Annotated in this window: 20 protein-coding genes; 17 read left to right on the top strand and 3 right to left on the bottom strand. The window is 40.2% G+C overall.

Annotated features, from left to right (window positions below; genetic code table 11):
* Window positions 1-113: 113 nt before the first annotated feature.
* The 7 genes from SP4011_RS08440 to SP4011_RS08410 all read left to right on the top strand — a co-directional run bounded on the left by SP4011_RS08440 (window position 114) and on the right by SP4011_RS08410 (window position 12,689).
* On the top strand, window positions 114-677 hold the full coding sequence (locus SP4011_RS08440) for a TIGR01440 family protein (protein ID WP_173253336.1): 564 nt from the start codon (window positions 114-116) through the stop codon (window positions 675-677).
* Window positions 678-698: 21 nt separating this feature from the next.
* Window positions 699-7,661 carry a ZmpA/ZmpB/ZmpC family metallo-endopeptidase gene (locus SP4011_RS08435; protein WP_338618771.1) on the top strand — a complete coding sequence of 2,321 codons (6,963 nt, stop codon included), beginning with the start codon at window positions 699-701 and terminating at the stop codon, window positions 7,659-7,661.
* Between the two features lie 60 nt (window positions 7,662-7,721).
* Window positions 7,722-9,443, top strand: a complete 1,722-nt coding sequence (gene pabB, locus SP4011_RS08430) for an aminodeoxychorismate synthase component I (RefSeq protein WP_338618770.1) — start codon at window positions 7,722-7,724, stop codon at window positions 9,441-9,443.
* Window positions 9,444-10,061: an alpha/beta hydrolase gene (locus SP4011_RS08425; protein ID WP_338618769.1), complete on the top strand. Its 618-nt coding sequence runs from the start codon at window positions 9,444-9,446 to the stop codon at window positions 10,059-10,061.
* A 49-nt stretch (window positions 10,062-10,110) separates the two neighbouring features.
* Entirely contained in the window at window positions 10,111-10,683 is a 573-nt protein-coding gene (locus SP4011_RS08420; RefSeq protein WP_338618768.1) for an excalibur calcium-binding domain-containing protein, read from the top strand.
* Window positions 10,684-10,793: 110 nt separating this feature from the next.
* Complete coding sequence (locus SP4011_RS08415; RefSeq protein WP_338618767.1) at window positions 10,794-11,753, top strand: ROK family glucokinase; 960 nt, start codon at window positions 10,794-10,796, stop codon at window positions 11,751-11,753.
* A gap of 96 nt (window positions 11,754-11,849) precedes the next feature.
* On the top strand, window positions 11,850-12,689 hold the full coding sequence (locus tag SP4011_RS08410) for a thymidylate synthase (protein WP_247939076.1): 840 nt from the start codon (window positions 11,850-11,852) through the stop codon (window positions 12,687-12,689).
* A 147-nt stretch (window positions 12,690-12,836) separates the two neighbouring features.
* Here the strand turns inward: SP4011_RS08410 and SP4011_RS08405 are convergent, their stop codons facing one another.
* Window positions 12,837-13,007, bottom strand: a complete 171-nt coding sequence (locus tag SP4011_RS08405; protein WP_001051780.1) for a DUF3042 family protein — start codon at window positions 13,005-13,007, stop codon at window positions 12,837-12,839.
* 120 nt (window positions 13,008-13,127) lie between these two features.
* Here SP4011_RS08405 and miaA point away from each other — a divergent pair, with 120 nt between their 5' ends.
* The 5 genes from miaA to SP4011_RS08380 are packed head-to-tail and all read left to right on the top strand — an operon-like array spanning window position 13,128 to window position 17,579.
* Window positions 13,128-14,012, top strand: a complete 885-nt coding sequence (gene miaA, locus SP4011_RS08400; protein ID WP_338618760.1) for a tRNA (adenosine(37)-N6)-dimethylallyltransferase MiaA — start codon at window positions 13,128-13,130, stop codon at window positions 14,010-14,012.
* Window positions 14,005-15,243 (top strand): GTPase HflX, encoded by a 1,239-nt coding sequence (gene hflX, locus SP4011_RS08395; protein ID WP_173217713.1) that lies wholly within the window; start codon window positions 14,005-14,007, stop codon window positions 15,241-15,243. The genes miaA and hflX overlap by 8 nt, the downstream gene beginning before the upstream one ends.
* On the top strand, window positions 15,236-15,859 hold the full coding sequence (locus tag SP4011_RS08390) for a cystathionine beta-lyase (RefSeq protein ID WP_173303049.1): 624 nt from the start codon (window positions 15,236-15,238) through the stop codon (window positions 15,857-15,859). The genes hflX and SP4011_RS08390 overlap by 8 nt, the downstream gene beginning before the upstream one ends.
* A 14-nt stretch (window positions 15,860-15,873) precedes the next feature.
* A complete protein-coding gene (rnz, locus tag SP4011_RS08385) occupies window positions 15,874-16,803 on the top strand; it encodes a ribonuclease Z (protein WP_338618758.1) in 930 nt (309 codons plus the stop codon).
* 20 nt (window positions 16,804-16,823) lie between these two features.
* Window positions 16,824-17,579 carry an SDR family oxidoreductase gene (locus SP4011_RS08380; protein ID WP_338618756.1) on the top strand — a complete coding sequence of 252 codons (756 nt, stop codon included), beginning with the start codon at window positions 16,824-16,826 and terminating at the stop codon, window positions 17,577-17,579.
* Between the two features lie 53 nt (window positions 17,580-17,632).
* On the opposite strand, the gene SP4011_RS08375 is transcribed toward SP4011_RS08380, so the two are convergent.
* Window positions 17,633-18,541 (bottom strand): LysR family transcriptional regulator, encoded by a 909-nt coding sequence (locus tag SP4011_RS08375; protein WP_173217707.1) that lies wholly within the window; start codon window positions 18,539-18,541, stop codon window positions 17,633-17,635.
* Between the two features lie 102 nt (window positions 18,542-18,643).
* On the opposite strand from SP4011_RS08375, the gene SP4011_RS08370 reads away from it, so the two are divergent.
* From SP4011_RS08370 to SP4011_RS08360, 3 genes are all read left to right on the top strand, one after another.
* Complete coding sequence (locus SP4011_RS08370) at window positions 18,644-18,874, top strand: YqgQ family protein (protein ID WP_001808324.1); 231 nt, start codon at window positions 18,644-18,646, stop codon at window positions 18,872-18,874.
* A complete protein-coding gene (locus tag SP4011_RS08365) occupies window positions 18,874-19,254 on the top strand; it encodes a rhodanese-like domain-containing protein (protein ID WP_173217705.1) in 381 nt (126 codons plus the stop codon). The genes SP4011_RS08370 and SP4011_RS08365 overlap by 1 nt, the downstream gene beginning before the upstream one ends.
* A gap of 71 nt (window positions 19,255-19,325) precedes the next feature.
* Window positions 19,326-19,553, top strand: coding sequence for a hypothetical protein (locus SP4011_RS08360; protein ID WP_262081735.1), 228 nt, complete (start codon window positions 19,326-19,328; stop codon window positions 19,551-19,553).
* A gap of 39 nt (window positions 19,554-19,592) precedes the next feature.
* On the opposite strand, the gene SP4011_RS08355 is transcribed toward SP4011_RS08360, so the two are convergent.
* Window positions 19,593-20,318: a pseudouridine synthase gene (locus tag SP4011_RS08355; RefSeq protein WP_173217703.1), complete on the bottom strand. Its 726-nt coding sequence runs from the start codon at window positions 20,316-20,318 to the stop codon at window positions 19,593-19,595.
* Window positions 20,319-20,479: 161 nt separating this feature from the next.
* On the opposite strand from SP4011_RS08355, the gene typA reads away from it, so the two are divergent.
* Window positions 20,480-22,321 (top strand): translational GTPase TypA, encoded by a 1,842-nt coding sequence (typA, locus tag SP4011_RS08350; RefSeq protein WP_000164111.1) that lies wholly within the window; start codon window positions 20,480-20,482, stop codon window positions 22,319-22,321.
* A gap of 19 nt (window positions 22,322-22,340) precedes the next feature.
* Window positions 22,341-22,595: a DUF3165 family protein gene (locus tag SP4011_RS08345; RefSeq protein WP_050253188.1), complete on the top strand. Its 255-nt coding sequence runs from the start codon at window positions 22,341-22,343 to the stop codon at window positions 22,593-22,595.
* Window positions 22,596-22,733: the final 138 nt, after the last annotated feature.

The following is a 22,733-nucleotide window of genomic DNA, read 5'->3' as shown; positions in this document are numbered from 1 at the left end:
TCCCAGTCAATTCTGGGAGTTTTATGCGTAATTGGGCAAGCTTTCTAGGTTGTCTATCTTGCTAAAAACAAGAAAAAACGGTATGATAGATAGTGACAAAAGAGGTGGCAGAGATGAACGAGACACAGATTCAAAGAGAAACACGTCAGGTATTAGAAGATGTTTTAGAAAAGGCCAATTTGAAGCAGGGTGCCCTTTTTGTTTTAGGTCTATCTTCTAGTGAGGTGATAGGTGGTCAGATTGGGAAACAATCCAGTCAAGAGATTGGTGAGCTGATAGTGGAGACTATCTTGGGTATTCTAGGTAGTAGAGGTATCCATTTAGCAGTTCAAGGCTGTGAGCATGTCAATCGTGCCCTCGTTGTTGAACGTCAGGTGGCAGAGCAGTTTGGTCTGGAAATTGTCAATGTCCTTCCTACCCTTCATGCAGGAGGTTCAGGTCAGTTGGCAGCCTTCAAGTTTATGCAAGATCCAGTTGAGGTTGAATTTATCAAGGCTCATGCTGGATTGGATATCGGAGACACTGCAATTGGCATGCATGTTAAGCATGTTCAGGTTCCGATTCGTCCTCTTTTGAGAGAGATTGGTCATGCCCACGTAACGGCGCTGGCTAGTCGTCCAAAATTAGTCGGAGGTGCGCGTGCGCACTATCCGCGAGATTCTATTAGAAAGTCGTGAGAATGAATAAAGGAGATGAAAGTGTTTAAAAAAGACCGTTTTTCAATTCGTAAGATTAAGGGAGTTGTAGGTTCTGTATTTCTTGGAAGCCTTTTGATGGCTCCTTCTGTAGTGGACGCAGCCACCTATCACTATGTAGATAAAGAGGTTATTTCACAAGAAGCTAAAGATTTAATCCAGACAGGAAAGCCTGATGGAAATGAAGTTGTCTATGGTTTGGTATATCAAAAAGACCAGCTGCCACAAACAGGGACAGAAGCATCTGTTTTGACAGCTTTTGGTTTGCTGACTGTTGGGAGCTTGCTTTTAATCTACAAGAGAAAGAAAATTGCCAGCGTCTTTCTAGTTGGAGCTATGGGATTGGTAGTTCTTCCTAGTGCAGGAGCTGTAGACCCAGTTGCGACCCTAGCACCGGCTAGTCGAGAGGGTGTTGTTGAAATGGAGGGTTATCGCTATGTTGGTTATCTATCAGGTGACATCCTCAAAACGCTTGGCTTGGATACTGTTTTAGAAGAAGCCTCAGCTAAACCTGGAGAGGTGACTGTAGTCGAAGTTGAGAATCCCCAAGTAACAACAAATCAGGAGCAAGCTAAGCCAGAAAACCAAGCAGTAGAAGAGGAAACTCCAAAAGAAGAAGCACCTAGAGCAGAAGAAAATCCAAAGGAAGAACTAAAAACAGAGGTGAAACCTACTGACGAACCCCTCCCTAAAGGAAAAGATGAAAAAGAATCTTCAGCAGAACTAGCTCCAGTTGAAGAAGTAGGTGGAGTAGTTGAGTCAACAACAGAGGAAAAAGCACCAGTCAAGCCAGAAAGTCAACCATCAGACAAACAAGCTGAGGATCCAAAAGTTGAAACTCCAGTAGAACAACCAAAAGTCCCAGAACAACCCGTGCAACCTACACAACCGGAGCAACCAAGTATACCAAAAGAATCATCACAACAAGAAGATCCTAAAGAGGATAAGGTAGCGGAAGAGACACCGAAACAAGAAGATGCACAGCCAGAAGTAGTAGAAACAAAAGATGGGGCTGCTAATCAACCTGTTGAACAACCAAAAGTTGAACAAGCAGGTGAACCAGTCGCGCCAAGTGAAGACGAAAAGGCACCAGTCTCTCCAGAAAAGCAACCAGAAGCTTCTAAAGAAGAGAAGACTGCGGAAGAAACACCGAAACAAGAAGAACAACCAGTAGAAGCTCAAGTTGAACCAGAAAGTCAACCAACAGAAACTTCACCAGCTGCTCAACCAGCAGAACATCAGGACGAAGAAACAAAAGTAGAACAGCCAGCAGTAGAACATAAAACAACTCCTGAAGAAGGTGTGTTAAATGTAATAGAGGTTAAGCCTGAAGTTATAGTAACTAAAGAGCCTGTGCCTTTTAAGACAGTTGAGCAAGATGATGAGAACCTCGCTAAGGGAGAAACAAGGGTTATTCGAGAAGGTGTTGCTGGCGAACGTACTATTTTAACTGAAGTCACTACTATTGATGGAAAACAGTCTAGTAAAGTATTAGAGGATACAATAACAACCAAGCCAGTAGATGAAATAAAAGGTATTGGTACTAAAGAACCAGTTGATAAAAGTGAGTTAAAGAATCAAATTGATAAAGCTAGTTCAGTTTCTCCTACTGATTATTCTACAGCAAGTTACAATGCTCTTGGATCTGTTTTAGAAGCTGCAAAAACAACCTACTCTTCAGAATCAGTTAAACAAGAACAAGTAGATTCTGAAACTGATAAGTTAAAAACAGCTATTGAAGCTCTTACTGTTGATAAGACAGAATTAAATAGCACGATTACAGATGCAAAAACAAAGACAAAAGAACATTATAGTGATACAAGTTGGCAAAACCTTCAAACTGAAGTCACAGAAGCTGAAAAAGTTGCAGCTAATACGGATGCTAAACAAAGTGAAGTAGATTCTGAGACTGCAAGTCTTAAAACAGCAATTTCTGGATTAAATACAGATAAAGCTGAACTCGAAAATCAACTTAAGATTGCACAGGGGAAAACTGAAACTGATTTCAGCATGGGATCTTGGACGGTTTTGAGTACAGCTCAAAATAAAGCTCAGGAAGTAAAAGATAACGGCACAGCGACCCAAGACCAAATCAACGATGCTACTAAAAAACTTAAATCCGCTATCGCTGCTCTAAGCGTTGATAAAATTGAATTAAACAAAACTATTGCTGACGCGAAATCAAAAACTAAAGATCACTACAGTGATGCAACTTGGGCAAATCTTCAAACTGTTTTAGCCGATGCTGAAAATGTTACAAACAATACAGCAGCAAAACAAAGTGAAATTAATCACATTAATGAAAAACTTAAATCCGCTATCGTTGGTTTGAATACTGATAAGACTGAACTTGAAAAACAACTTCACCTTGCAAACGAAAAAACTCAAACTGACTACAGTGCTACATCTTGGAACGCTTTAGAAGAAGCTAAAACTGACGCTCAAGCTGTAAAAGACAACGACAAAGCTACTCAAGCTCAAATCAAGGATGCAACTGATAAACTTAAAGTTACTATCGATTCTCTTAATGTTGATAAAACGAAATTACAGGAACAATTAACAGTTGCTGAACAAAAACAACAAGCTGACTATAGCACTAAAACTTGGAACGAATTCAAAAATGCTGAACTTAAAGCTAAAGAAATCAACAACCAAACTACTTCACTTCCTAAACAAAGTGAAATAGATGCAGCTACTAAAGCTCTTCAAGATGCTCTTCAAGCTCTTGCTGTAGATAAAACTGTATTACAAAACGCTATTAACACAGCTAACAGCAAACGTAAAGAAGAATACACTACTCAAACATGGAAAGCTTTAGAAGATACTCTTACAGAAGTAACTCCTGTAAACGCAGATGAAACTGCTACTCAAAGCAAAGTAGACGAAGCTACTAGAAGTGTAGAAGAAGCTATCAATAACCTAGTTCTATTAACTGAAAAACCGGTATTAACATTTATTGAGACTGATAAGAAAGTATTAGAACGTGAAGCAGTTGCTAAGTATTCTCTAGAAAACCAAAATAAAACAAAAATTAAATCAATCACAGCTACTCTGAAAAAAGGAGAAACAGTTGTTAGCACTGTAGAGCTTACAGGCGATGATGTAACTAATGAAACTATAAGCGCTGCATTTAAGAACCTAGAGTACTACAAAGAATATACCCTATCTACAACGATGGTTTACGATAGAGGTGACGGTGATGTAACAGAAATCTTAGATAATCAACCAATACAACTAGACCTTAAAAAAGTTGAGATTAAAGATATTAAACGTACAGATTTAATCAAATACGAAAATGGAAAAGAAACTAATGAATCATTAATAACAACTATTCCTGATGATAAGAGTAATTATTATTTAAAAATAACTTCAAATAATCAAAAAACTACATTACTAGCGGTTCAAAATATAGAAGAGACTACAGTTAACGGAACATCTGTATATAAAGTTACGGCAATCGCAGACAATTTAGTCTCTAGAACTGCTGATAATAAATTTGAAGAAGAATACGTTCACTATATTGAAAAACCTAAAGCCCACGAAGATAATGTATATTATAACTTCAAAGAATTAATAGAAGCTATTGAAAACGATCCTTCAAAAGAATATCGTCTGGGACAATCAATGAGTGCTAGAAATGTTGTTCCTAATGGAAAATCATATATCACTAAAGAATTTACAGGAAAACTTTTAAGTTCTGAAGGAAAACAATTTGCTATTACTGAGTTGGAACATCCATTGTTCGACAAGATTAAAGCTGGAACTGTTAAAAATATAAATTTTGAAAATATTGATATTAATGTATCTAATCAAGATAATATCGCGACAATTGCGAATGAGATCAACGGAGCTACACGTATAGAAAACATCAAAGCAACTGGAACGATAACAGCTAGAAATAACGTTGCTGGATTTGTAAACAATATCAAAGAAAATGCTGCTCTAGAAAACGTAGCATTTATAGGTAATATCAACTCTGTTGGTAACAATTCTACAGTCGGAGGAATTGCTGGTTCGAACTACATGGGATTTGTTAATAAAGCTTATGTTGAGGCTAACATTACTGCCACTAACGCAAGCGCAAGTATGCTAGTTCCTTTTGTTACATATATGTTAAATAGCTATCAGTCTGGAACTAAGTCAAAAGTTACCAATTCTGTTGCTAAAGGAACTTTAGATGTTAAAAATACTCGTTTTGTTGGTGGTGTTGTTGCTAAAACTTGGCCTTGGGGAGTTATAAAAGATATTGTTACCTATGCTAGAGTAATTAAAGGTGAAGAAGTATATGGTTCAAACGAAATTAATGATGGAGATGCACGCCAATTCTTATTTGATATTTATAGAGTCAACGGCGCTAGCAGCGGATCTAATAACTTCACTAATCCGCAAAAAATAAAACAATTAACTAGAGAACAGGCTGATGCTAAAGTTGCTACTTTCAATATTACTGCTGATAAATTAGAAAGTGAGCTATCTCCCCTTGCAAAACTTAATGAAGAAAAAGCTTATTCTAGTATTCAAGATTACAAGGCTGAATATAACCAAGCCTATAAAAACCTTGAAAAATTAATACCATTCTACAATAAAGATTATATTGTATACCAAGGTAATAAATTAAATAAAGAACACCCTCTAAATACTAAAGAAGTTCTTTCTGTTACAGCGATGAACAACAATGAGTTTATCACTAACCTAGATGAAGCTAATAAAATTATTGTTCACTATGCGGACGGTACAAAAGATTACTTTAACTTATCTTCTAGTAGCGAAGGTTTAAGTAATGTAAAAGAATATACTATAACTGACTTAGGAATTAAATATACACCTAATATCGTTCAAAAAGATAACACTACTCTTGTTAATGATATAAAATCTATTTTAGAATCAGTAGAGCTTCAGTCTCAACCGATGTATCAACATCTAAATCGATTAGGTGACTATAGAGTTAATGCAATCAAAGATTTATATTTAGAAGAAAGCTTCACAGCTGTTAAAGAAAACTTAACAAACCTAATCACAAAATTAGTTCAAAATGAAGAACACCAGTTAAATGATTCTCCAGCTGCTCGTCAAATGCTTCGTGATAAAGTCGAGAAAAACAAAGCTGCCATATTATTAGGTTTAACATACTTAAACCGTTACTACGGTGTTAAATTCGGTGACGTTAATATTAAAGAATTAATGCTGTTCAAACCAGACTTTTATGGGAAAGAGGTTGATGTTTTAGACAGGCTTATTGAAATCGGTTCAAGAGAAGATAATATAAAAGGTCATCGGACATATGATGCTTTCAGCGAGATTATTTCTAAGACAACCTTATCAGAAAATTTGGTAAACTTTTTAAATTATAATCGTCGACTATTTACTGCAGATGTAAATATTTATGATTGGTTTAAGAAAGCTACAGAAGGGAATGTCTATATAGCGGAGCGTGCTTCGGAAGTCGATGAAATTAAAGCAGCGAAATACAAAGTTTGGGATAATTTACAGTCTGCTACTCATCGGAAGATGATACTCCCATTATTAAATCTAAATAAATCACATGTGTATTTAATCTCGAATTATAGTGCAATGGCTGTTGGAACAGCAGAAAAGTTAGGGCATAGCTCCTTCGATGGAATAAAAAATCAGATCGAAAAAGCAGCGGACAGTTATCGAAATTACTTTGATTTTTGGTATAGATTATCTTTAGATAAGGTTAAGAATATGCTAGTCAAAAATACAGTAACTCCTCTTTGGGAAGGTTATCAAGCACCTGGTGGATGGCCTGATAAGTATGGTAAGAGGAATAATAAAGAAGACTATGCCCCATTGAGAGAATTGTTTGGACCTATTGGTAAGTATTATGGTAACAATGGAACAGGTGCTTATGCAGTTATTTGGGATAATCCTTTGGATACGCGAACAGAAGTAAATTATATTGCATTAAGTATGATTGATGAGTTTGGAATCTCTGTGTATACACATGAAACTACTCATGTTAATGATCGTGCAATCTATTTAGGAGGATATGGACGTCGCTCAGGGACTCATGCAGAAGCCTATGCACAAGGAATGTTACAAACACCAGTACCAAGTACATGGTTTGATGAATACGGTGCTTTGGGAATTAATATGACTTTCTATCGTCCAAATGATGGAAATCAGTGGTATATTACCGATCCGAAGACTCTTAAAACAAGAGAAGACATTGATAATTATATGAAAGGTTATATAGATACCTTGTCTCTTCTTGATTATGTTGAAGGTGATGCAGTCATTAGTAAACATGATGATAAATTAAATCAACTGTGGTTTAAGAAAGTTGATCCTATTGAACGCACTGTAGGGTCAAAAGATCAATATGACAAGGTTCGAAATATGAGTTCTGATGATTGGAAAGGAATAACATTAAACAGTGTTAATGACTTAGTTGATAATAATCTGATGACTAATCGTATGATGAATAATAATATCTATAAGCCAGAAGTATTTGATCCAGGTATTGCCTATGTAGGAATTAAAATGATGAATAGTATCTATGCAGGTAACACAAGTGAGGGTGCACCTGGTGCTGTTACATTTAAGAATAATGCATTTAGACTCTGGGGATATTATGGCTATGATAAAGGATTCTTAGGATATGCTTCAGATAAATTAAAATCTCAAGCTAATAAAGAAGGGAAACAATTTGGAGATCAATATATTATACAAAAAATATCTGACGGCAGATTCCAATCATTTGCTGATTTTAAGAAAGAATATTATAAAGAATTGTTAGAAAAAGCCAACGCTGGTTTTAATCCTTTTACTATTGATGGTGAGACTATTCATAACTATGATGAATTAAAATCATTATTTGCCAAAGCTCTTGAAGAAGATATGGTTACTAATAAAGTTAATGGTAAACTTGTGCAAGTAAAAGAAAAAGTTTATAAAAAACTTCTTCAACAAACAAATAGCTTTAAAACTTCAATCTTTAAATAATTGAAATCTCTCATCTGCTTTACGGATGAGGGTTTTCTTATTTTATGCTATACTTAAGGTATGCATAGAAAAACAGTGATTGATTTTAGGGCTTTAGGGGAGAGATACATCTTTACCCAGCCTATCAAAGAGTTAAAAACCAGAGATTTAGCGGAAGTAACAGCCTTGCTGGCACAAGTGGAAAGCTACCAAGAGCAAGGCTATTATGTGGTGGGGTATGTCAGCTACGAGGCTGCACCTGCTTTTGAGGAAAAATTAGCAGTTCACAAGGCACCTTTATTGGACGAGTATTTACTTTACTTTACTGTTCACGATAGGGTGGAGACCTCCCCTATTCCTCTGACTTATGATGAGGTTGATTTGCCTTCAAATTGGCAGGAAGTAACGCCTGCAGAGGACTATGAAAAGGCGATTGCTCAAATTCACCATCATTTGCGGCAGGGGGACACCTATCAGGTCAACTACACCGTCCAACTCAAACAAGATTTAAGCGCCAATCCTTTTGCTATCTATAATCGTATGGTAGTAGAGCAGGAAGCAGGCTATAATGCCTATGTGGAACATGACGAGATGGCAGTGATTTCCATGAGCCCAGAGCTCTTTTTTGAGCAAAATGACCGCGAGTTGACAACGCGACCAATGAAGGGAACGACTCAGCGTGGCATGACTGACCAAGAAGACTTGGAGGAGGCAGCTTGGTTGGAACAGGACCCCAAAAATCGCTCTGAAAATATGATGATCGTGGACCTCTTGCGCAATGATATGAACCGTATTTCTGAGGTGGGGAGTGAGCACGTGAAGCGTCTGTGTCAGGTAGAGCAGTATTCAACTGTTTGGCAGATGACTTCGACCATCAAGAGTCGGTTGCGAGCAGATGTTGATTTAGTTACAATTTTTCGCTCTCTCTTTCCTTGTGGATCCATAACGGGAGCTCCCAAAATTGCGACTATGGAGATTATCAAGGACTTGGAGCCACAACCGCGTGGAGTCTACTGTGGAACGATTGGTCTCTTGCTTCCAAATGGACGACGGATTTTTAATGTGGCCATTCGTACCATTCAACTTCACAAAGGTCAAGCCATTTATGGAGTTGGCGGAGGCATTACTTGGGATAGCACTTGGGAATATGAATATCGAGAGGTTCATCAAAAGGCAGCTGTTCTCTATCGTAAACAAGCTCGTTTCAAACTGATTACTACAGGGAAAATCAGCCAGAAGTGCTTGCTGTTTGAAGAACAACATTTGGAAAGACTGAGAAAAGCTAGTCGATATTTTGCTTATCCTTTTGACCCAGAAATTTTGAGACAAAGGATTGAAGCAGAGTGTCAGACTTGTGATGCTAATCAAGATTACTGCTTGCGAATTAGCCTTAGCAAGTCTGGAGAGATAGAAGTCGATCGTCAAGTATTGGAACCTCTCAGTCCGACCTTCTGCAAAGCCAAACTTTGCCTTCAGGAAGCTAATTTGCAACATGCCTTTACCTACTTCAAAACAAGCCACAGACCTCACTTGAGCCTAGGGAAACAAGAGAAAATTTATCACAATAAGTCAGGAGAACTACTTGAAACCTCTATAGGAAATTTGGTTTTGAAAATCACTGGAAAACTTTATACACCGCCAGTCCGACTTGGAATCTTGCCAGGAATTTACCGTCAGCACTTGCTGGAAACAGTACAGGTAGAAGAGAAAGTCTTGACCTTGGCAGACTTAGCCCAAGCAGAAGCTATTTATGCCTGTAATGCAGTGAGAGGCTTGTATGAACTAAGCCTTGAGGAGAACTAGATGAAACTGATATTTTTGCATGGGTTGGGGCAGTCAGCAGAGTCTTGGAAAGAGGTTCGGAATCTACTGACAGATTATCCTTCTGAGGCTATTGACTTATTTCCTTCTGGAGTTAGTAGCTATCAAAAAGCTAAGGAGCGAGTTTATCAGCATCTAGCTCAAGAGACAGAACCTTTTATTTTGGTTGGATTGTCCTTAGGTGCTGCTCTGGCACTAGAACTTTCCAGTTATGCTTTACCAAATCTCCGAGCTTTGGTTCTATCAGGATGTCCATTTAAACTGTCCGGTAATATCCTATTTTATCTTCAGTTGCTGATATTTAAATTGCTTCCCAAAAGGGTATTTGAAAAACAGGGGGCAGATAAGGCTCTTATGGTTGGTATTTCCGAAGAATTAAAAACACTTGATTTAAGGGAGATTGCAAAGACTTGCCCCTATCCAACCTTGCTAATTTGTGGTAGCAAAGATAAACCGAATCTTAGTTCTATGAGAAGTCTTCATAAACTAATATCAGAATCCCAATTTCAGATTATCCCAGACGGCCCTCATGTCTTGAATAAGGAAAAACCAAAGGAGTTTGTAGAAAATACCAGAAGTTTCCTTGAATTGCTGAAATAAGTTTGATAAAATAATATTGAAATCGATAACATTCCTATAGGAGAAAGTAATGAACAAACGTCTATTTTTTAAAATGAGTCTGGCTACCTTGCCAGTTTTAGCCTTGTTTTCACAACCAGTTTTAGCAGAAGAAAACATCCATTTTTCTAGCTGTAAGGAAGCTTGGGCTAATGGCTATTCAGATCTTCATGAGGGAGACCCTGGTTATTCTGCCAAGTTAGACCGCGATCATGATGGTGTGGCTTGCGAATTGAAAAATGCCCCTAAGGGCGCCTTTAAAGCAAAACAAGAGACTACAACTCAAACTGATACAAGTTCAGCAACAACAAGTGGTTGGGTTAAGCAGGACGGTGCTTGGTACTACTTTGATGAAAATGGAAATCCAGTGAAAAATGCTTGGCAGGGAAGTTATTACCTGAAAGCAGACGGGAAAATGGCCCAGAGCGAATGGATTTATGATGATTCTTATCAAGCATGGTATTACTTGCAATCCGATGGATCTTATGTTTATAGTGCATGGCAAGGAAATTACTATTTGAAATCAGATGGTAAAATGGCTAAGAATGAGCGAGTTGATGGTGGACGTTACTACGTAGATGCTTCAGGTCTCTGGAAACCATAAATCAGATAAAATCCAGAAAGTTAATGCAAACCTTTGCATAAGTAAATGAATTTTGTTATACTAGTACTGTAAGCATTTTCAATTATTATACAATGAAAAAGGAGAATATGATGAGTCAAAAGATTATTGGGATTGACCTTGGTGGAACTTCTATCAAATTTGCAATCTTAACAACAGCAGGAGAAATCCAAGAAAAATGGTCTATCAAGACTAACATTTTGGATGAGGGAAGTCATATCGTTGATGATATGATTGAGTCTATTCAACATCGTTTGGATTTGCTTGGATTGGCAGCAGCAGACTTCCAAGGTATTGGAATGGGGTCACCAGGTGTGGTTGACCGTGAAAAAGGAACTGTTATCGGTGCCTACAACCTCAACTGGAAAACCCTTCAACCAATTAAAGAAAAGATTGAAAAAGCCTCGGGCATTCCATTTTTCATCGATAATGATGCCAACGTTGCTGCTCTTGGTGAGCGCTGGATGGGTGCTGGTGATAACCAACCAGATGTTGTCTTTATGACACTTGGTACAGGTGTTGGTGGCGGTATCGTCGCAGAAGGCAAATTGCTTCACGGTGTGGCTGGTGCAGCAGGTGAGCTTGGTCACATCACTGTTGACTTTGACCAACCAATCGCATGTACCTGCGGTAAGAAAGGTTGCCTTGAGACAGTTGCTTCAGCAACAGGTATTGTCAATTTGACTCGTCGCTATGCTGATGAATACGAAGGCGATGCAGCCTTGAAACGCTTGATTGATAACGGAGAAGAAGTGACAGCTAAGACTGTCTTTGATCTTGCAAAAGAAGGAGACGACCTTGCCTTGATCGTTTACCGTAACTTCTCACGTTACTTGGGAATTGCTTGTGCTAACATCGGATCAATCCTAAACCCATCAACCATCGTCATCGGTGGTGGTGTGTCAGCTGCGGGAGAATTCCTTCTACAAGGTGTTCAAAAAGTCTACGATGAAAATAGTTTCCCACAAGTACGCACATCTACTAAATTAGCTCTTGCAACTCTAGGAAATGACGCTGGAGTTATCGGAGCAGCATCACTTGTATTGCAATAAGATAAAAAAGGAGAAAATTGCTTTCCAGAAGCGAGTGATTTTCCTCCTTTCTTTTTTTATGCTATACTAGTTAGGAAATAAATGAGGTGAGAGTAAATGACAAAAGCAGATACGATTTTTAAAGAGAATATTGAACGAATCCTCAAAGACGGTGTCTTTTCTGAGCAGGCTCGTCCTAAGTACAAGGATGGGACTGTTGCTAACTCTAAGTATGTAACTGGTGCCTTTGCAGAGTATGACTTGGCAAAAGGAGAATTTCCTATCACAACCTTGCGTCCCATTGCCATCAAATCCGCCATCAAAGAAGTTCTCTGGATCTACCAAGACCAGTCTAATAGCCTAGAAGTGCTGAATAGCAAATACAATGTTCACTACTGGAATGACTGGGAAGTGGGTGATACAGGAACCATTGGTGAGCGTTACGGGGCGGTCGTTAAGAAACACGACATCATCAATAAGCTTCTCAAGCAGTTGGAAGCCAACCCTTGGAACCGCCGCAATATTATCTCTCTCTGGGATTACCAAGCTTTTGAGGAGACAGACGGCCTTCTTCCGTGCGCCTTTCAGACCATGTTTGATGTCCGCCGTGTAGATGGGGAAATCTATCTGGATGCGACCTTGACCCAGCGTTCTAACGATATGCTAGTGGCCCACCATATCAACGCTATGCAGTACGTGGCTCTTCAAATGATGATTGCCAAGCATTTTGGCTGGAAGGTCGGGAAGTTCTTCTACTTTATCAACAACCTCCATATCTATGATAATCAATTTGAACAAGCTCAGGAATTGCTTCGTCGAGAGCCGTCAAACTGCCAACCACGTTTGGTCTTGAATGTACCAGATGGGACTAATTTCTTTGATATTAAAGCAGAAGATTTTGAGTTGGTGGATTATGACCCTGTTAAGCCACAGTTGAAGTTTGACCTAGCTATTTAAGACTCTTCGAAAATCTCTTCAAACCACGTCAGCGTCGCTTCATCTACAACCTCAAAGCAGTACTTTGAGCAACCTGTGGCTAGCTTCTTAGTTAGTATAAAAGAATAGAAAAAAGAAGTTGAGAATAATCCCAACTTCTTTTATTTCCTAACGTGATACGCGGCGACGAGCTGCTTTTTTACGGTTTTCTTCGATGAAAGCTGCTTTTTGCTCTTCTGGTTCGATTACTTTCTTTTTAAATGCGTATACTGCACCTGCAACGGCAGCGACAGTTCCTGCGACACCTGTTACAAGACCTTTAGCGAATCCTTTAGCCATGAGTCTTCCTCCTTTATATTCTCAATCAGCCAGCCTCCTCAAGAGGTCACATTTTTCTGACTGACCTTTTTGTGTTATAATAATAGTAACGAAAAAATAGGAATTTTTCAAGGAAAAAAGATGAAAACAAAAATAATTGTGATTGTTGGACCGACTGCAGTTGGAAAGACGGCTCTAGCCATTGAAGTGGCCAAGCGTTTTAATGGCGAAGTGGTTAGTGGAGATAGCCAGCAAGTCTATCGAGGACTTGATATTGGGACGGCTAAGGCTAGTCCAGAAGAGCAGGCAGCTGTTCCTCATCATTTGATTGATGTTAGAGAGGTAACCGAGTCTTACTCGGCTTTTGATTTTGTTTCAGAAGCTAAGATGGCTATTGAGGATATTCACAGCCGTGGCAAGCTAGCAATTATCGCCGGTGGGACTGGACTTTATATCCAGAGCTTGTTAGAAGGTTATCACCTGGGTGGGGAGACTCCCCATGAGGAGATTTTGGCCTATCGGGCTAGCTTGGAGCCTTATACGGATGAGGGATTAGCCCATTTGGTAGAGCAAGCAGGCCTTGAAATTCCCCAGTTTAATCGTCGTCGTGCTATGCGTGCCTTGGAAATTGCCCATTTTGGTCAGGATTTGGAAAATCAAGAGACCTTGTATGAACCATTGATTATCTGCTTGGATGATGAACGTAGTCAACTTTATGAGCGTATCAATCGCCGAGTGGATTTGATGTTTGAGGCTGGGCTTTTGGATGAGGCCAAGTGGTTGTTTGATAATTATCCAGATGTGCAGGCTGCTAAGGGAATTGGCTATAAGGAACTCTTTCCATATTTCCGTGGAGAGCAGAACTTGGAGGAAGCTAGTGAGAGTCTCAAACAGGCGACCCGTCGTTTTGCCAAGCGTCAGCTGACCTGGTTCCGTAATCGCATGCAGGTCACCTTTTATCAGATTGGAGAGTCTGGTGTGCAAGACCGCATTTTAAGCCAGATAGAGGAGTTTTTAGATGATTGAAACGGAGAAAAAAGAGGAGCGGGTCCTGCTGATTGGTGTGGAATTGCAGGGCATGGACAATTTTGACCTTTCTATGGAAGAATTGGCCAGTCTAGCTAAGACAGCTGGGGCAATCGTTGTAGATAGCTACAGACAAAAACGTGAAAAATATGATTCTAAGACCTTCGTCGGCTCTGGTAAGTTGGAAGAGATTGCGCTTATGGTGGATGCAGAAGAAATCACCACTGTCATTGTCAACAACCGTCTGACGCCAAGGCAAAATGTCAATTTAGAAGAAGTTCTGGGTGTTAAGGTTATTGATCGTATGCAGTTGATTTTGGATATCTTTGCCATGCGAGCTCGAAGCCATGAGGGGAAGCTCCAAGTTCACCTAGCCCAGCTCAAATATCTCTTGCCTCGTTTGGTTGGTCAGGGAATTATGCTCAGCCGTCAGGCAGGGGGAATTGGTTCCCGTGGACCTGGTGAAAGCCAGCTGGAGCTGAACCGTCGTAGTGTTCGCAACCAAATCACGGATATCGAGCGCCAACTCAAGGTGGTTGAGAAAAATCGGGCGACTGTCAGAGAAAAACGTTTGGAGTCCAGCATCTTTAAGATTGGTTTGATTGGTTACACCAATGCTGGGAAATCAACCATCATGAACACCTTGACAAGTAAGACTCAGTATGAAGCGGACGAGCTATTTGCGACTCTGGATGCGACGACTAAGAGTATCCATCTGGGAGGCAATCTCCAAGTAACTTTGACAGATACCGTGGGATTTATCCAAGATTTGCCGACAGAGCTGGTATCCAGTTTTAAGTCAACCTTGGAAGAAAGCAAGCATGTGGATCTTCTGGTTCATGTTATCGATGCTAGCAATCCTTACCACGAGGAGCATGAAAAAACGGTCCTGTCTATCATGAAAGACTTGGACATGGAAGATATTCCTCGCCTGACCCTTTATAATAAAGCGGATTTGGTGGAGGACTTTACACCTACCCAAACACCTTATGCCCTCATTTCTGCCAAGTCTGAGGATAGTCGTGAGAATTTGCAGGCACTATTTTTAGAGAAAATCAAGGATATTTTTGAATCTTTTACTCTGCGCGTGCCTTTTTCAAAGTCCTACAAGATTCATGATTTAGAAAGTGTTGCGATTCTGGAAGAACGCGATTATCAAGAGGACGGCGAAGTGATTACAGGCTACATTTCTGAGAAAAATAAATGGAGGTTAGAAGAATTTTATGACTGATATTAAAACTTTGGCTCTAAAGTATGGAGGTTATACAAGTCTGGACAAGGTCTATCTGGATCAGCTTCTAGCTGGTAGAACAGAGCAAGAGCAGTTGGCTCTCATCACACCTCCGCCGAGTGTGGTCAATGCCTACTTTGCAGAGCTATACCAGAAAAAAAGTCCTGAGGCTGCGACGGATTATTTTGCGGAACTCAGTCAGGAACTGAATCTCTACAATGCTGAACCAAGTTTCACCCTCGAAAACAAGCCTTTTATTCGACTTAATCTGTCTGGCAAATCCTTTGGTTTTTGCTATGAGAGTGAGGGTCTGGGTCGAATTTTCCCTGAAAAGAAAGAGGTTATTTCAGAAGACTTGCTCTTTGAAATTGCACAAATTTTTCCCCATCAACTAGTCTTTGAGGAGTCTGGTAAGATTTACATGAAGGCTGTTGGAGATGAGGAAGTTGTTAGTGTGGAAAATCTCACAGCTTTGACTGATTTGGAAAGCTTAGCGGATGGTCGTAAACGTCTCAAAGGTTACAGCCAAGAGGATTTATTACAAGAAGCCACTGCTTTTTCTGGCAAGCGCTATTTCCGATCGGAAAACCGCACAGCCATGTTATATATTGATTAATTAGAAAGTATCGAATGGATATTCAATTTTTAGGAACGGGGGCAGGTCAGCCCTCTAAAGCCCGCAATGTTTCCAGTCTCGCCCTGAAACTCTTGGACGAGATTAACGAAGTCTGGCTCTTTGACTGTGGAGAAGGTACGCAAAATCGCATTCTTGAGACCACAATTCGACCACGTAAGATCAGCAAAATTTTTATCACCCACCTACATGGAGACCACATCTTTGGCTTGCCAGGTTTCCTTTCTAGCCGTGCCTTTCAGGCCAATGAAGAGCAGACAGATTTGGAAATCTATGGACCTCAAGGGATCAAGTCCTTTGTCTTAACCAGCCTTCGTGTGTCAGGTTCGCGCCTGCCTTACCGCATTCATTTTCATGAGTTTGACCAAGATTCTTTAGGAAAAATCCTTGAGACCGATAAATTCACTGTGTACGCGGAAGAATTGGATCACACTATTTTCTGTGTTGGTTACCGTGTCATGCAAAAGGATTTGGAAGGAACGCTGGATGCTGAAAAACTCAAGGCGGCAGGTGTCCCATTTGGCCCACTTTTTGGAAAAATTAAAAACGGTCAGGACGTTGTTCTCGAAGATGGTACTGAAATAAAGGCAGTAGACTATATCTCAGCGCCACGTCCAGGTAAAATTATCACTATTCTTGGTGATACTCGTAAAACTAGTGCCAGTGTGCGTCTGGCTGTCAATGCTGATGTCCTGGTTCATGAATCGACTTATGGCAAGGGCGATGAAATAATTGCTCGTAATCATGGTCACTCTACTAACATGCAAGCTGCACAAGTAGCGGTAGAAGCAGGTGCCAAACGACTATTGCTCAACCATATCAGTGCCCGATTCCTTTCAAAAGATATTAGTCAGCTCAAGAAAGATGCGGCAACGATTTTTGAAAACGTCCATGTGGTCAAGGATTTGGAAGAAGTGGAAATCTAGCAGTCACAGAAAGGATAAGTATGCCTACTATTCTCATTACCGGAGCTAGCGGTGGCCTAGCCCAAGAAATGGTCAAACTTTTGCCGAATGACCAACTGATTTTGTTAGGTAGAAATAAGGAAAAATTAGCCCAACTCTATGGAAATCATCCTCATGCAGAATTGATTGAAATAGACATTACCGATGACTCAGCTTTAGAAACTCTGATAGCAGACCTCTATCTCCGTTATGGCAAGATTGATGTCTTGATAAACAACGCTGGTTACGGGATCTTTGAGGAATTTGACCAGATTTCCGACCAAGATATTCATCAGATGTTCGATGTCAATACCTTTGCCCTAATGAATCTGTCTCGACGCCTTGCGGCTCGTATGAAAGAGAGTCGAAAAGGCCATATCATCAATATCGTCAGCATGGCAGGTTTAATCGCTACTGGCAAGTCCAGTCTCTACTCAGCGACCAAGTTTGCGACCATTGGTTTTTCAAATGCGTTACGCCTCGAACTTATGTCATATGGAGTCTATGTGACAACAGTCAATCCAGGACCAATCCGTACAGGATTTTTTGACCAAGCCGACCCAGATGGAAGCTATCTCAAATCTGTTGACCGTTTCCTGCTAGAGCCAGATGCAGTGGCTAAAAAGATTGTCAAGATTATAGGAAAAAAGAAACGAGAACTTAATCTCCCGATTTTGTTGAACCTAGCCCATAAGTTTTATACTCTCTTTCCCAAGCTAGCTGATAAGTTGGCAGGGGAAACTTTTAATTATAAGTAAAAAGAACCAATATGCAGGTTGTTGCTAGCCTACATATTGGTTCTTATCATTTATCAACGATCAAACTGGACTTCTTCTAGTAGATAGTCGATAAAGCGTTCGCCCATCTTAGATAGGCTGGTTTTTTCATGCTGGATATAGACCAGCTCAATTGGATCATCAATATCAAGTGGGATAGAAACGATATTGTCTCCGTTGAGGTTGCTGTTCAAAATCCCTGTCGCAATAGTATAACCATCCAAACCAATCAAGAGATTAAAAAGGGTGGCACGGTCACTGACTACGATGGATTTCTTGTGATGCTCTTGAGAAAGAATTTCTTCTGAAAAGTAGAAGGAGTTGTGAGTTCCTTGGTCATAGCTGAGGTAAGGGAAATTCTCCAAATCAGACAGTTTGACCTTGTCTTTCTTTGCCAGAGGATTGGTCTTGCTGACAAAGATATGGGGCTGGGCTGTGAAGAGATGGTGAGCCAGCAGGTGGTTGTCATCCAGCATTTTGGTTAAAACATCACGGTTGTAGCTGTTTAAGAAGAGGACACCGACCTCACTACGGAAGTTCTTGACGTCGTCGATAATCTCCCAAGTCCGAGTTTCACGAAGGAAGAGCTCGTATTTCTCCATATCACTTTTCTTGAGCAGAGAGACAAAAGCGTTGACTACAAAGGCATAGTGCTGGGAGGAAACGCTAAAGAGTTCGCGGTGGGCGACAGGATTTTTATAGCGTTCTTCCAGAAGCTGAGTTTGCTCGACAACCTGACGGGCATAAGAGAGAAACTCCATCCCATCACGGGTCAAGGTGATACCCTTGGGATTGCGGATAAAGATTTCAATGCCCATTTCATTTTCCAAATCTCTCACGGCATTGGAAAGACTCGGTTGGGTGATAAAGAGCTGTTTGGCTGCCTCATTCATGGAGCCGGTTTCGACGATTTTGATAATATAGTGTAATTGTTGAATTCTCATGTTTTTATTGTACCACACTTGCGTCAGAATCGCCAAAGAAGATAGGAAAATCAGGAGCTTTGTGTAAGTCTCTTCTTGAAAAAAACACAAAATTTTGCTAGAATGAGTCTTATGAAAACATTCTATGATGTGCAGCAATTCCTCAAACGATTTGGTATTATTGTTTACATGGGAAAACGCTTATATGATATTGAGCTGATGAAGTTGGAACTCTCTCGGATTTACGATGCAGGGCTGATGGACAAACTGGATTATCTGGAAGCGGAAGCGGTTCTACGCAGAGAGCACAAGGTAGAATTGGATTATATTGAGAAAAATGGAGAAAAGAACTAATGGTTACTTGGATTTTGTGGGCACTTATACTAGCAATGTTGGCGTGGATGGGCTTTAACTATCTTCGTATTCGCCGTGCGGCTAAAATTGTAGACAATGAGGAGTTTGAAGCCTTGATTCGTACGGGTCAATTGATTGATTTGCGCGACCCAGCAGAATTCCACAGAAAACATATCCTTGGGGCCCGCAATATTCCTTCAAGTCAGTTGAAGACTAGTCTTGCAGCCCTTCGTAAGGATAAACCTGTCCTTCTCTACGAAAACCAACGTGCGCAACGTGTCACAAATGCGACCCTTTACTTGAAAAAACAAGGTTTTTCTGAGATTTATATCCTTTCTTATGGCTTGGATTCTTGGAAAGGGAAAGTGAAGACTAGTTAATATTCTGTAAAAAGTTGATATAGTCGGTCTAATATACTAAATTAATAATCATTTTAAGGAGTTTTTAAAAAATGCAAGAAAAGAAAAAACACTCTCTTGTTTTAGGTATCCTATCTATTGTGCTCGGTTTGCTATTTCCAATTGTAGGTCTGATTTTGGGGATCATAGGATTGGTCTTGGCTTTTTCATACCAAAAAGAATCTGGACTAGACTATAAAATAGAAAAAATTCTCAACATCGTAGGACTTGTGGTTTCTGTACTTAACTGGATTGTAGCCGTCGCAGTATTTTTTAGATAAGCAATAAACAAAAAGCTTTAAACATAAAGCTTTTTTCTTTTATCCACTTTTCTCTAAGTGATTTTTAATGATTTCCAATTCCTCTGGATTCAAAGGACGGTAATGGCCTTCTGTTAGTTCTGTGTCTAATGTAAAATCACCGAATTGAACTCGTTTGAGGGAGGTCACCTTAACACCACCCGAGAGGAACATTTTCTTGACCTGATGAAATTTCCCCTCTGAAATGGTGATGGAGGCTTGGCTGTGGGAAGGACTTGCTGATAGAATCTCTAATCTTGCAGGTTTACAGATAGTGCCATCTAAAAAGACAATTCCCTTTTGAAAGGCTTGGATATGGTCAGGCGTCAGAAGTCCATTAACCTCAACTCGATAAGTCTTATCGACATGATACTGGGGATGGAGGAGCTGAAAGCCCAAGGGACCGTTGTCAGTCAAGAGGAGGAGTCCTGTCGTATCTCGGTCCAGTCGGCCGACGGCATAGAGCTTGTCAGATTGGATGTCAGGCGGAAGGAGGTCCATGACGGTCGGAAGTTCCCTGTCTTTGTTGGCTGTAACGACACCAGCAGGCTTATGAAGCATAAGATAGGTGTGCTCATAACCTCGAATGATTTGGTCCTGAAAAAGGAGTTCTTGTAGTCCTGTATCAATATTTTGAGCTAGGGAGCGGGCTGGGCGACCATCGACTAGAATTTCCTCTTTGAGTAAGGCTTGTTTCATGGCCTTTCGGCTAACTTTTTCTTGAGCTAATAAATTATCTAAACGCATACTGTGCCTATCTTATCATAAGTCGCTTGCTTTGAAAAGGCTTGACGTGAAAAGAAAAGCGGAGTGAAAACATTTACACTTGCTTGAATTATGTTATTTACTTGAAAATATGGTATAATCGTTCAGTTAGAAAATAAATTTTGAATACTATAGAGGAAATCATGACAAAATTAAGAGAAGATATCCGTAACATTGCGATTATCGCCCACGTTGACCACGGTAAAACAACCCTCGTTGATGAATTATTGAAACAATCAGAAACGCTTGATGCACGTACTGAATTGGCTGAGCGTGCTATGGACTCAAACGATATCGAAAAAGAGCGTGGAATTACCATCCTTGCTAAAAATACAGCCGTTGCCTACAACGGAACTCGTATCAACATCATGGACACACCAGGACACGCGGACTTCGGTGGAGAAGTTGAGCGTATCATGAAAATGGTTGACGGTGTTGTCTTGGTCGTAGATGCCTACGAAGGAACAATGCCACAAACTCGTTTCGTATTGAAAAAAGCTTTGGAACAAGACCTTGTCCCAATCGTGGTTGTCAATAAAATAGATAAACCATCAGCTCGTCCAGCTGAAGTAGTGGACGAAGTCTTGGAACTATTCATCGAGCTTGGGGCTGATGACGACCAGCTTGACTTCCCAGTGGTCTATGCTTCAGCGATCAACGGAACTTCTTCATTGTCAGATGATCCAGCTGACCAAGAAGCGACTATGGCGCCAATCTTTGACACAATTATCGACCACATCCCAGCTCCAGTAGATAACTCAGATGAGCCTTTGCAGTTCCAAGTGTCACTTTTGGACTACAACGACTTTGTTGGGCGTATCGGTATCGGTCGTGTCTTCCGTGGTACTGTTAAGGTTGGGGACCAAGTTACCCTTTCTAAACTTGACGGCACAACTAAAAACTTCCGTGTTACAAAACTTTTCGGTTTCTTTGGTTTGGAACGTCGTGAAATCCAAGAAGCAAAAGCAGGTGACTTGATTGCCGTTTCAGGTATGGAAGATATCTTTGTCGGTGAAACCATTACTCCGACAGATGCAGTCGAAGCTCTTCCAATCCTACACATCGATGAGCCAACTCTTCAAATGACTTTCTTGGTCAACAACTCACCATTTGCTGGTAAAGAAGGTAAATGGGTGACTTCTCGTAAGGTGGAAGAACGCTTGCAGGCAGAATTGCAAACAGACGTTTCCCTTCGTGTTGACCCAACTGATTCACCAGATAAATGGACTGTTTCAGGACGTGGAGAATTGCACTTGTCAATCCTTATCGAAACAATGCGTCGTGAGGGATATGAACTTCAAGTATCTCGTCCAGAAGTTATCGTAAAAGAAATCGATGGTGTTAAATGCGAACCATTTGAACGTGTTCAAATCGACACTCCAGAAGAATACCAAGGGTCTGTTATCCAAAGCCTTTCTGAACGTAAGGGTGAAATGTTGGATATGATTTCAACTGGTAATGGTCAAACTCGTTTGGTCTTCCTTGTTCCAGCGCGTGGTTTGATTGGATACTCAACTGAGTTCTTGTCAATGACTCGTGGTTACGGTATCATGAACCATACCTTTGACCAATACTTGCCATTGATTCCAGGTGAAATTGGTGGTCGTCACCGTGGTGCCCTTGTTTCTATCGATGCTGGTAAGGCTACAACATACTCCATCATGTCTATCGAAGAACGTGGTACGATCTTTGTCAACCCAGGTACTGAGGTTTATGAAGGAATGATCATCGGTGAAAACTCTCGTGAAAATGACTTGACAGTTAACATCACTAAGGCAAAACAAATGACTAACGTTCGTTCAGCTACTAAGGACCAAACAGCTGTTATCAAGACACCTCGTATCTTGACACTTGAAGAGTCTCTTGAGTTCTTGAACGACGATGAGTACATGGAAGTAACGCCTGAGTCTATCCGTTTGCGTAAACAAATCCTTAACAAAGCAGAGCGTGAGAAAGCTAACAAGAAGAAAAAATCAGCTGAATAAGAGCTAGAAAGAGAGAAAGATGGTCTATTTAGTCCTAGGGATTTTACTGCTCCTACTCTATGTATTTGCGACACCAGAAAGCATTAAAGGGACAGTCAATATCGTCGCTATGGTATGTATTTTAGTGGCACTCTTAATTTTGTTGGCTCTATCTTTTCTGAAAATTTTTCAATTACCAACAGAAATGTTCCTAGCAATAGCCATGTTAATCCTAGCTTACTTTAGTGTGAGAGACATCACACTCATGCCAGTCAAAAAAAGTAAAAGAAGATAAAAAGAGAGTTTCGGCTCTCTTTTTTTGGTAGGAATTTTACAATAGTTTGAATTGTTTTTTACTATAACATCATCTCTTTTGCTTGGATAATATGAATGGGAAAAACTGGAATAAAATTCGTTAATGACATCTATTTTA

It is taken from the genome of Streptococcus parapneumoniae (assembly GCF_037076355.1).
Lineage (GTDB): Bacteria > Bacillota > Bacilli > Lactobacillales > Streptococcaceae > Streptococcus > Streptococcus parapneumoniae.
The sequence above is the reverse complement of the archived record's forward strand: the minus strand, read 5'-3'. Positions and strand labels throughout refer to the sequence as shown.

What these genes read in the sequence shown, in the direction of transcription:
- SP4011_RS08365 (WP_173217705.1), top strand. Translation starts at nt 18,874, where the DNA reads ATGGTTACTTGGATTTTGTGGGCACTTATACTAGCAATGTTGGCGTGG.
- typA (WP_000164111.1), top strand. Translation starts at nt 20,480, where the DNA reads ATGACAAAATTAAGAGAAGATATCCGTAACATTGCGATTATCGCCCAC.
- SP4011_RS08370 (WP_001808324.1), top strand. Translation starts at nt 18,644, where the DNA reads ATGAGTCTTATGAAAACATTCTATGATGTGCAGCAATTCCTCAAACGA.
- miaA (WP_338618760.1), top strand. Translation starts at nt 13,128, where the DNA reads ATGAAAACAAAAATAATTGTGATTGTTGGACCGACTGCAGTTGGAAAG.
- SP4011_RS08405 (WP_001051780.1), bottom strand. Translation starts at nt 13,007, where the DNA reads ATGGCTAAAGGATTCGCTAAAGGTCTTGTAACAGGTGTCGCAGGAACT.
- SP4011_RS08415 (WP_338618767.1), top strand. Translation starts at nt 10,794, where the DNA reads ATGAGTCAAAAGATTATTGGGATTGACCTTGGTGGAACTTCTATCAAA.
- SP4011_RS08360 (WP_262081735.1), top strand. Translation starts at nt 19,326, where the DNA reads ATGCAAGAAAAGAAAAAACACTCTCTTGTTTTAGGTATCCTATCTATT.
- hflX (WP_173217713.1), top strand. Translation starts at nt 14,005, where the DNA reads ATGATTGAAACGGAGAAAAAAGAGGAGCGGGTCCTGCTGATTGGTGTG.
- pabB (WP_338618770.1), top strand. Translation starts at nt 7,722, where the DNA reads ATGCATAGAAAAACAGTGATTGATTTTAGGGCTTTAGGGGAGAGATAC.
- SP4011_RS08420 (WP_338618768.1), top strand. Translation starts at nt 10,111, where the DNA reads ATGAACAAACGTCTATTTTTTAAAATGAGTCTGGCTACCTTGCCAGTT.
- SP4011_RS08425 (WP_338618769.1), top strand. Translation starts at nt 9,444, where the DNA reads ATGAAACTGATATTTTTGCATGGGTTGGGGCAGTCAGCAGAGTCTTGG.
- SP4011_RS08380 (WP_338618756.1), top strand. Translation starts at nt 16,824, where the DNA reads ATGCCTACTATTCTCATTACCGGAGCTAGCGGTGGCCTAGCCCAAGAA.
- rnz (WP_338618758.1), top strand. Translation starts at nt 15,874, where the DNA reads ATGGATATTCAATTTTTAGGAACGGGGGCAGGTCAGCCCTCTAAAGCC.
- SP4011_RS08390 (WP_173303049.1), top strand. Translation starts at nt 15,236, where the DNA reads ATGACTGATATTAAAACTTTGGCTCTAAAGTATGGAGGTTATACAAGT.
- SP4011_RS08375 (WP_173217707.1), bottom strand. Translation starts at nt 18,541, where the DNA reads ATGAGAATTCAACAATTACACTATATTATCAAAATCGTCGAAACCGGC.
- SP4011_RS08440 (WP_173253336.1), top strand. Translation starts at nt 114, where the DNA reads ATGAACGAGACACAGATTCAAAGAGAAACACGTCAGGTATTAGAAGAT.
- SP4011_RS08355 (WP_173217703.1), bottom strand. Translation starts at nt 20,318, where the DNA reads ATGCGTTTAGATAATTTATTAGCTCAAGAAAAAGTTAGCCGAAAGGCC.
- SP4011_RS08410 (WP_247939076.1), top strand. Translation starts at nt 11,850, where the DNA reads ATGACAAAAGCAGATACGATTTTTAAAGAGAATATTGAACGAATCCTC.
- SP4011_RS08345 (WP_050253188.1), top strand. Translation starts at nt 22,341, where the DNA reads ATGGTCTATTTAGTCCTAGGGATTTTACTGCTCCTACTCTATGTATTT.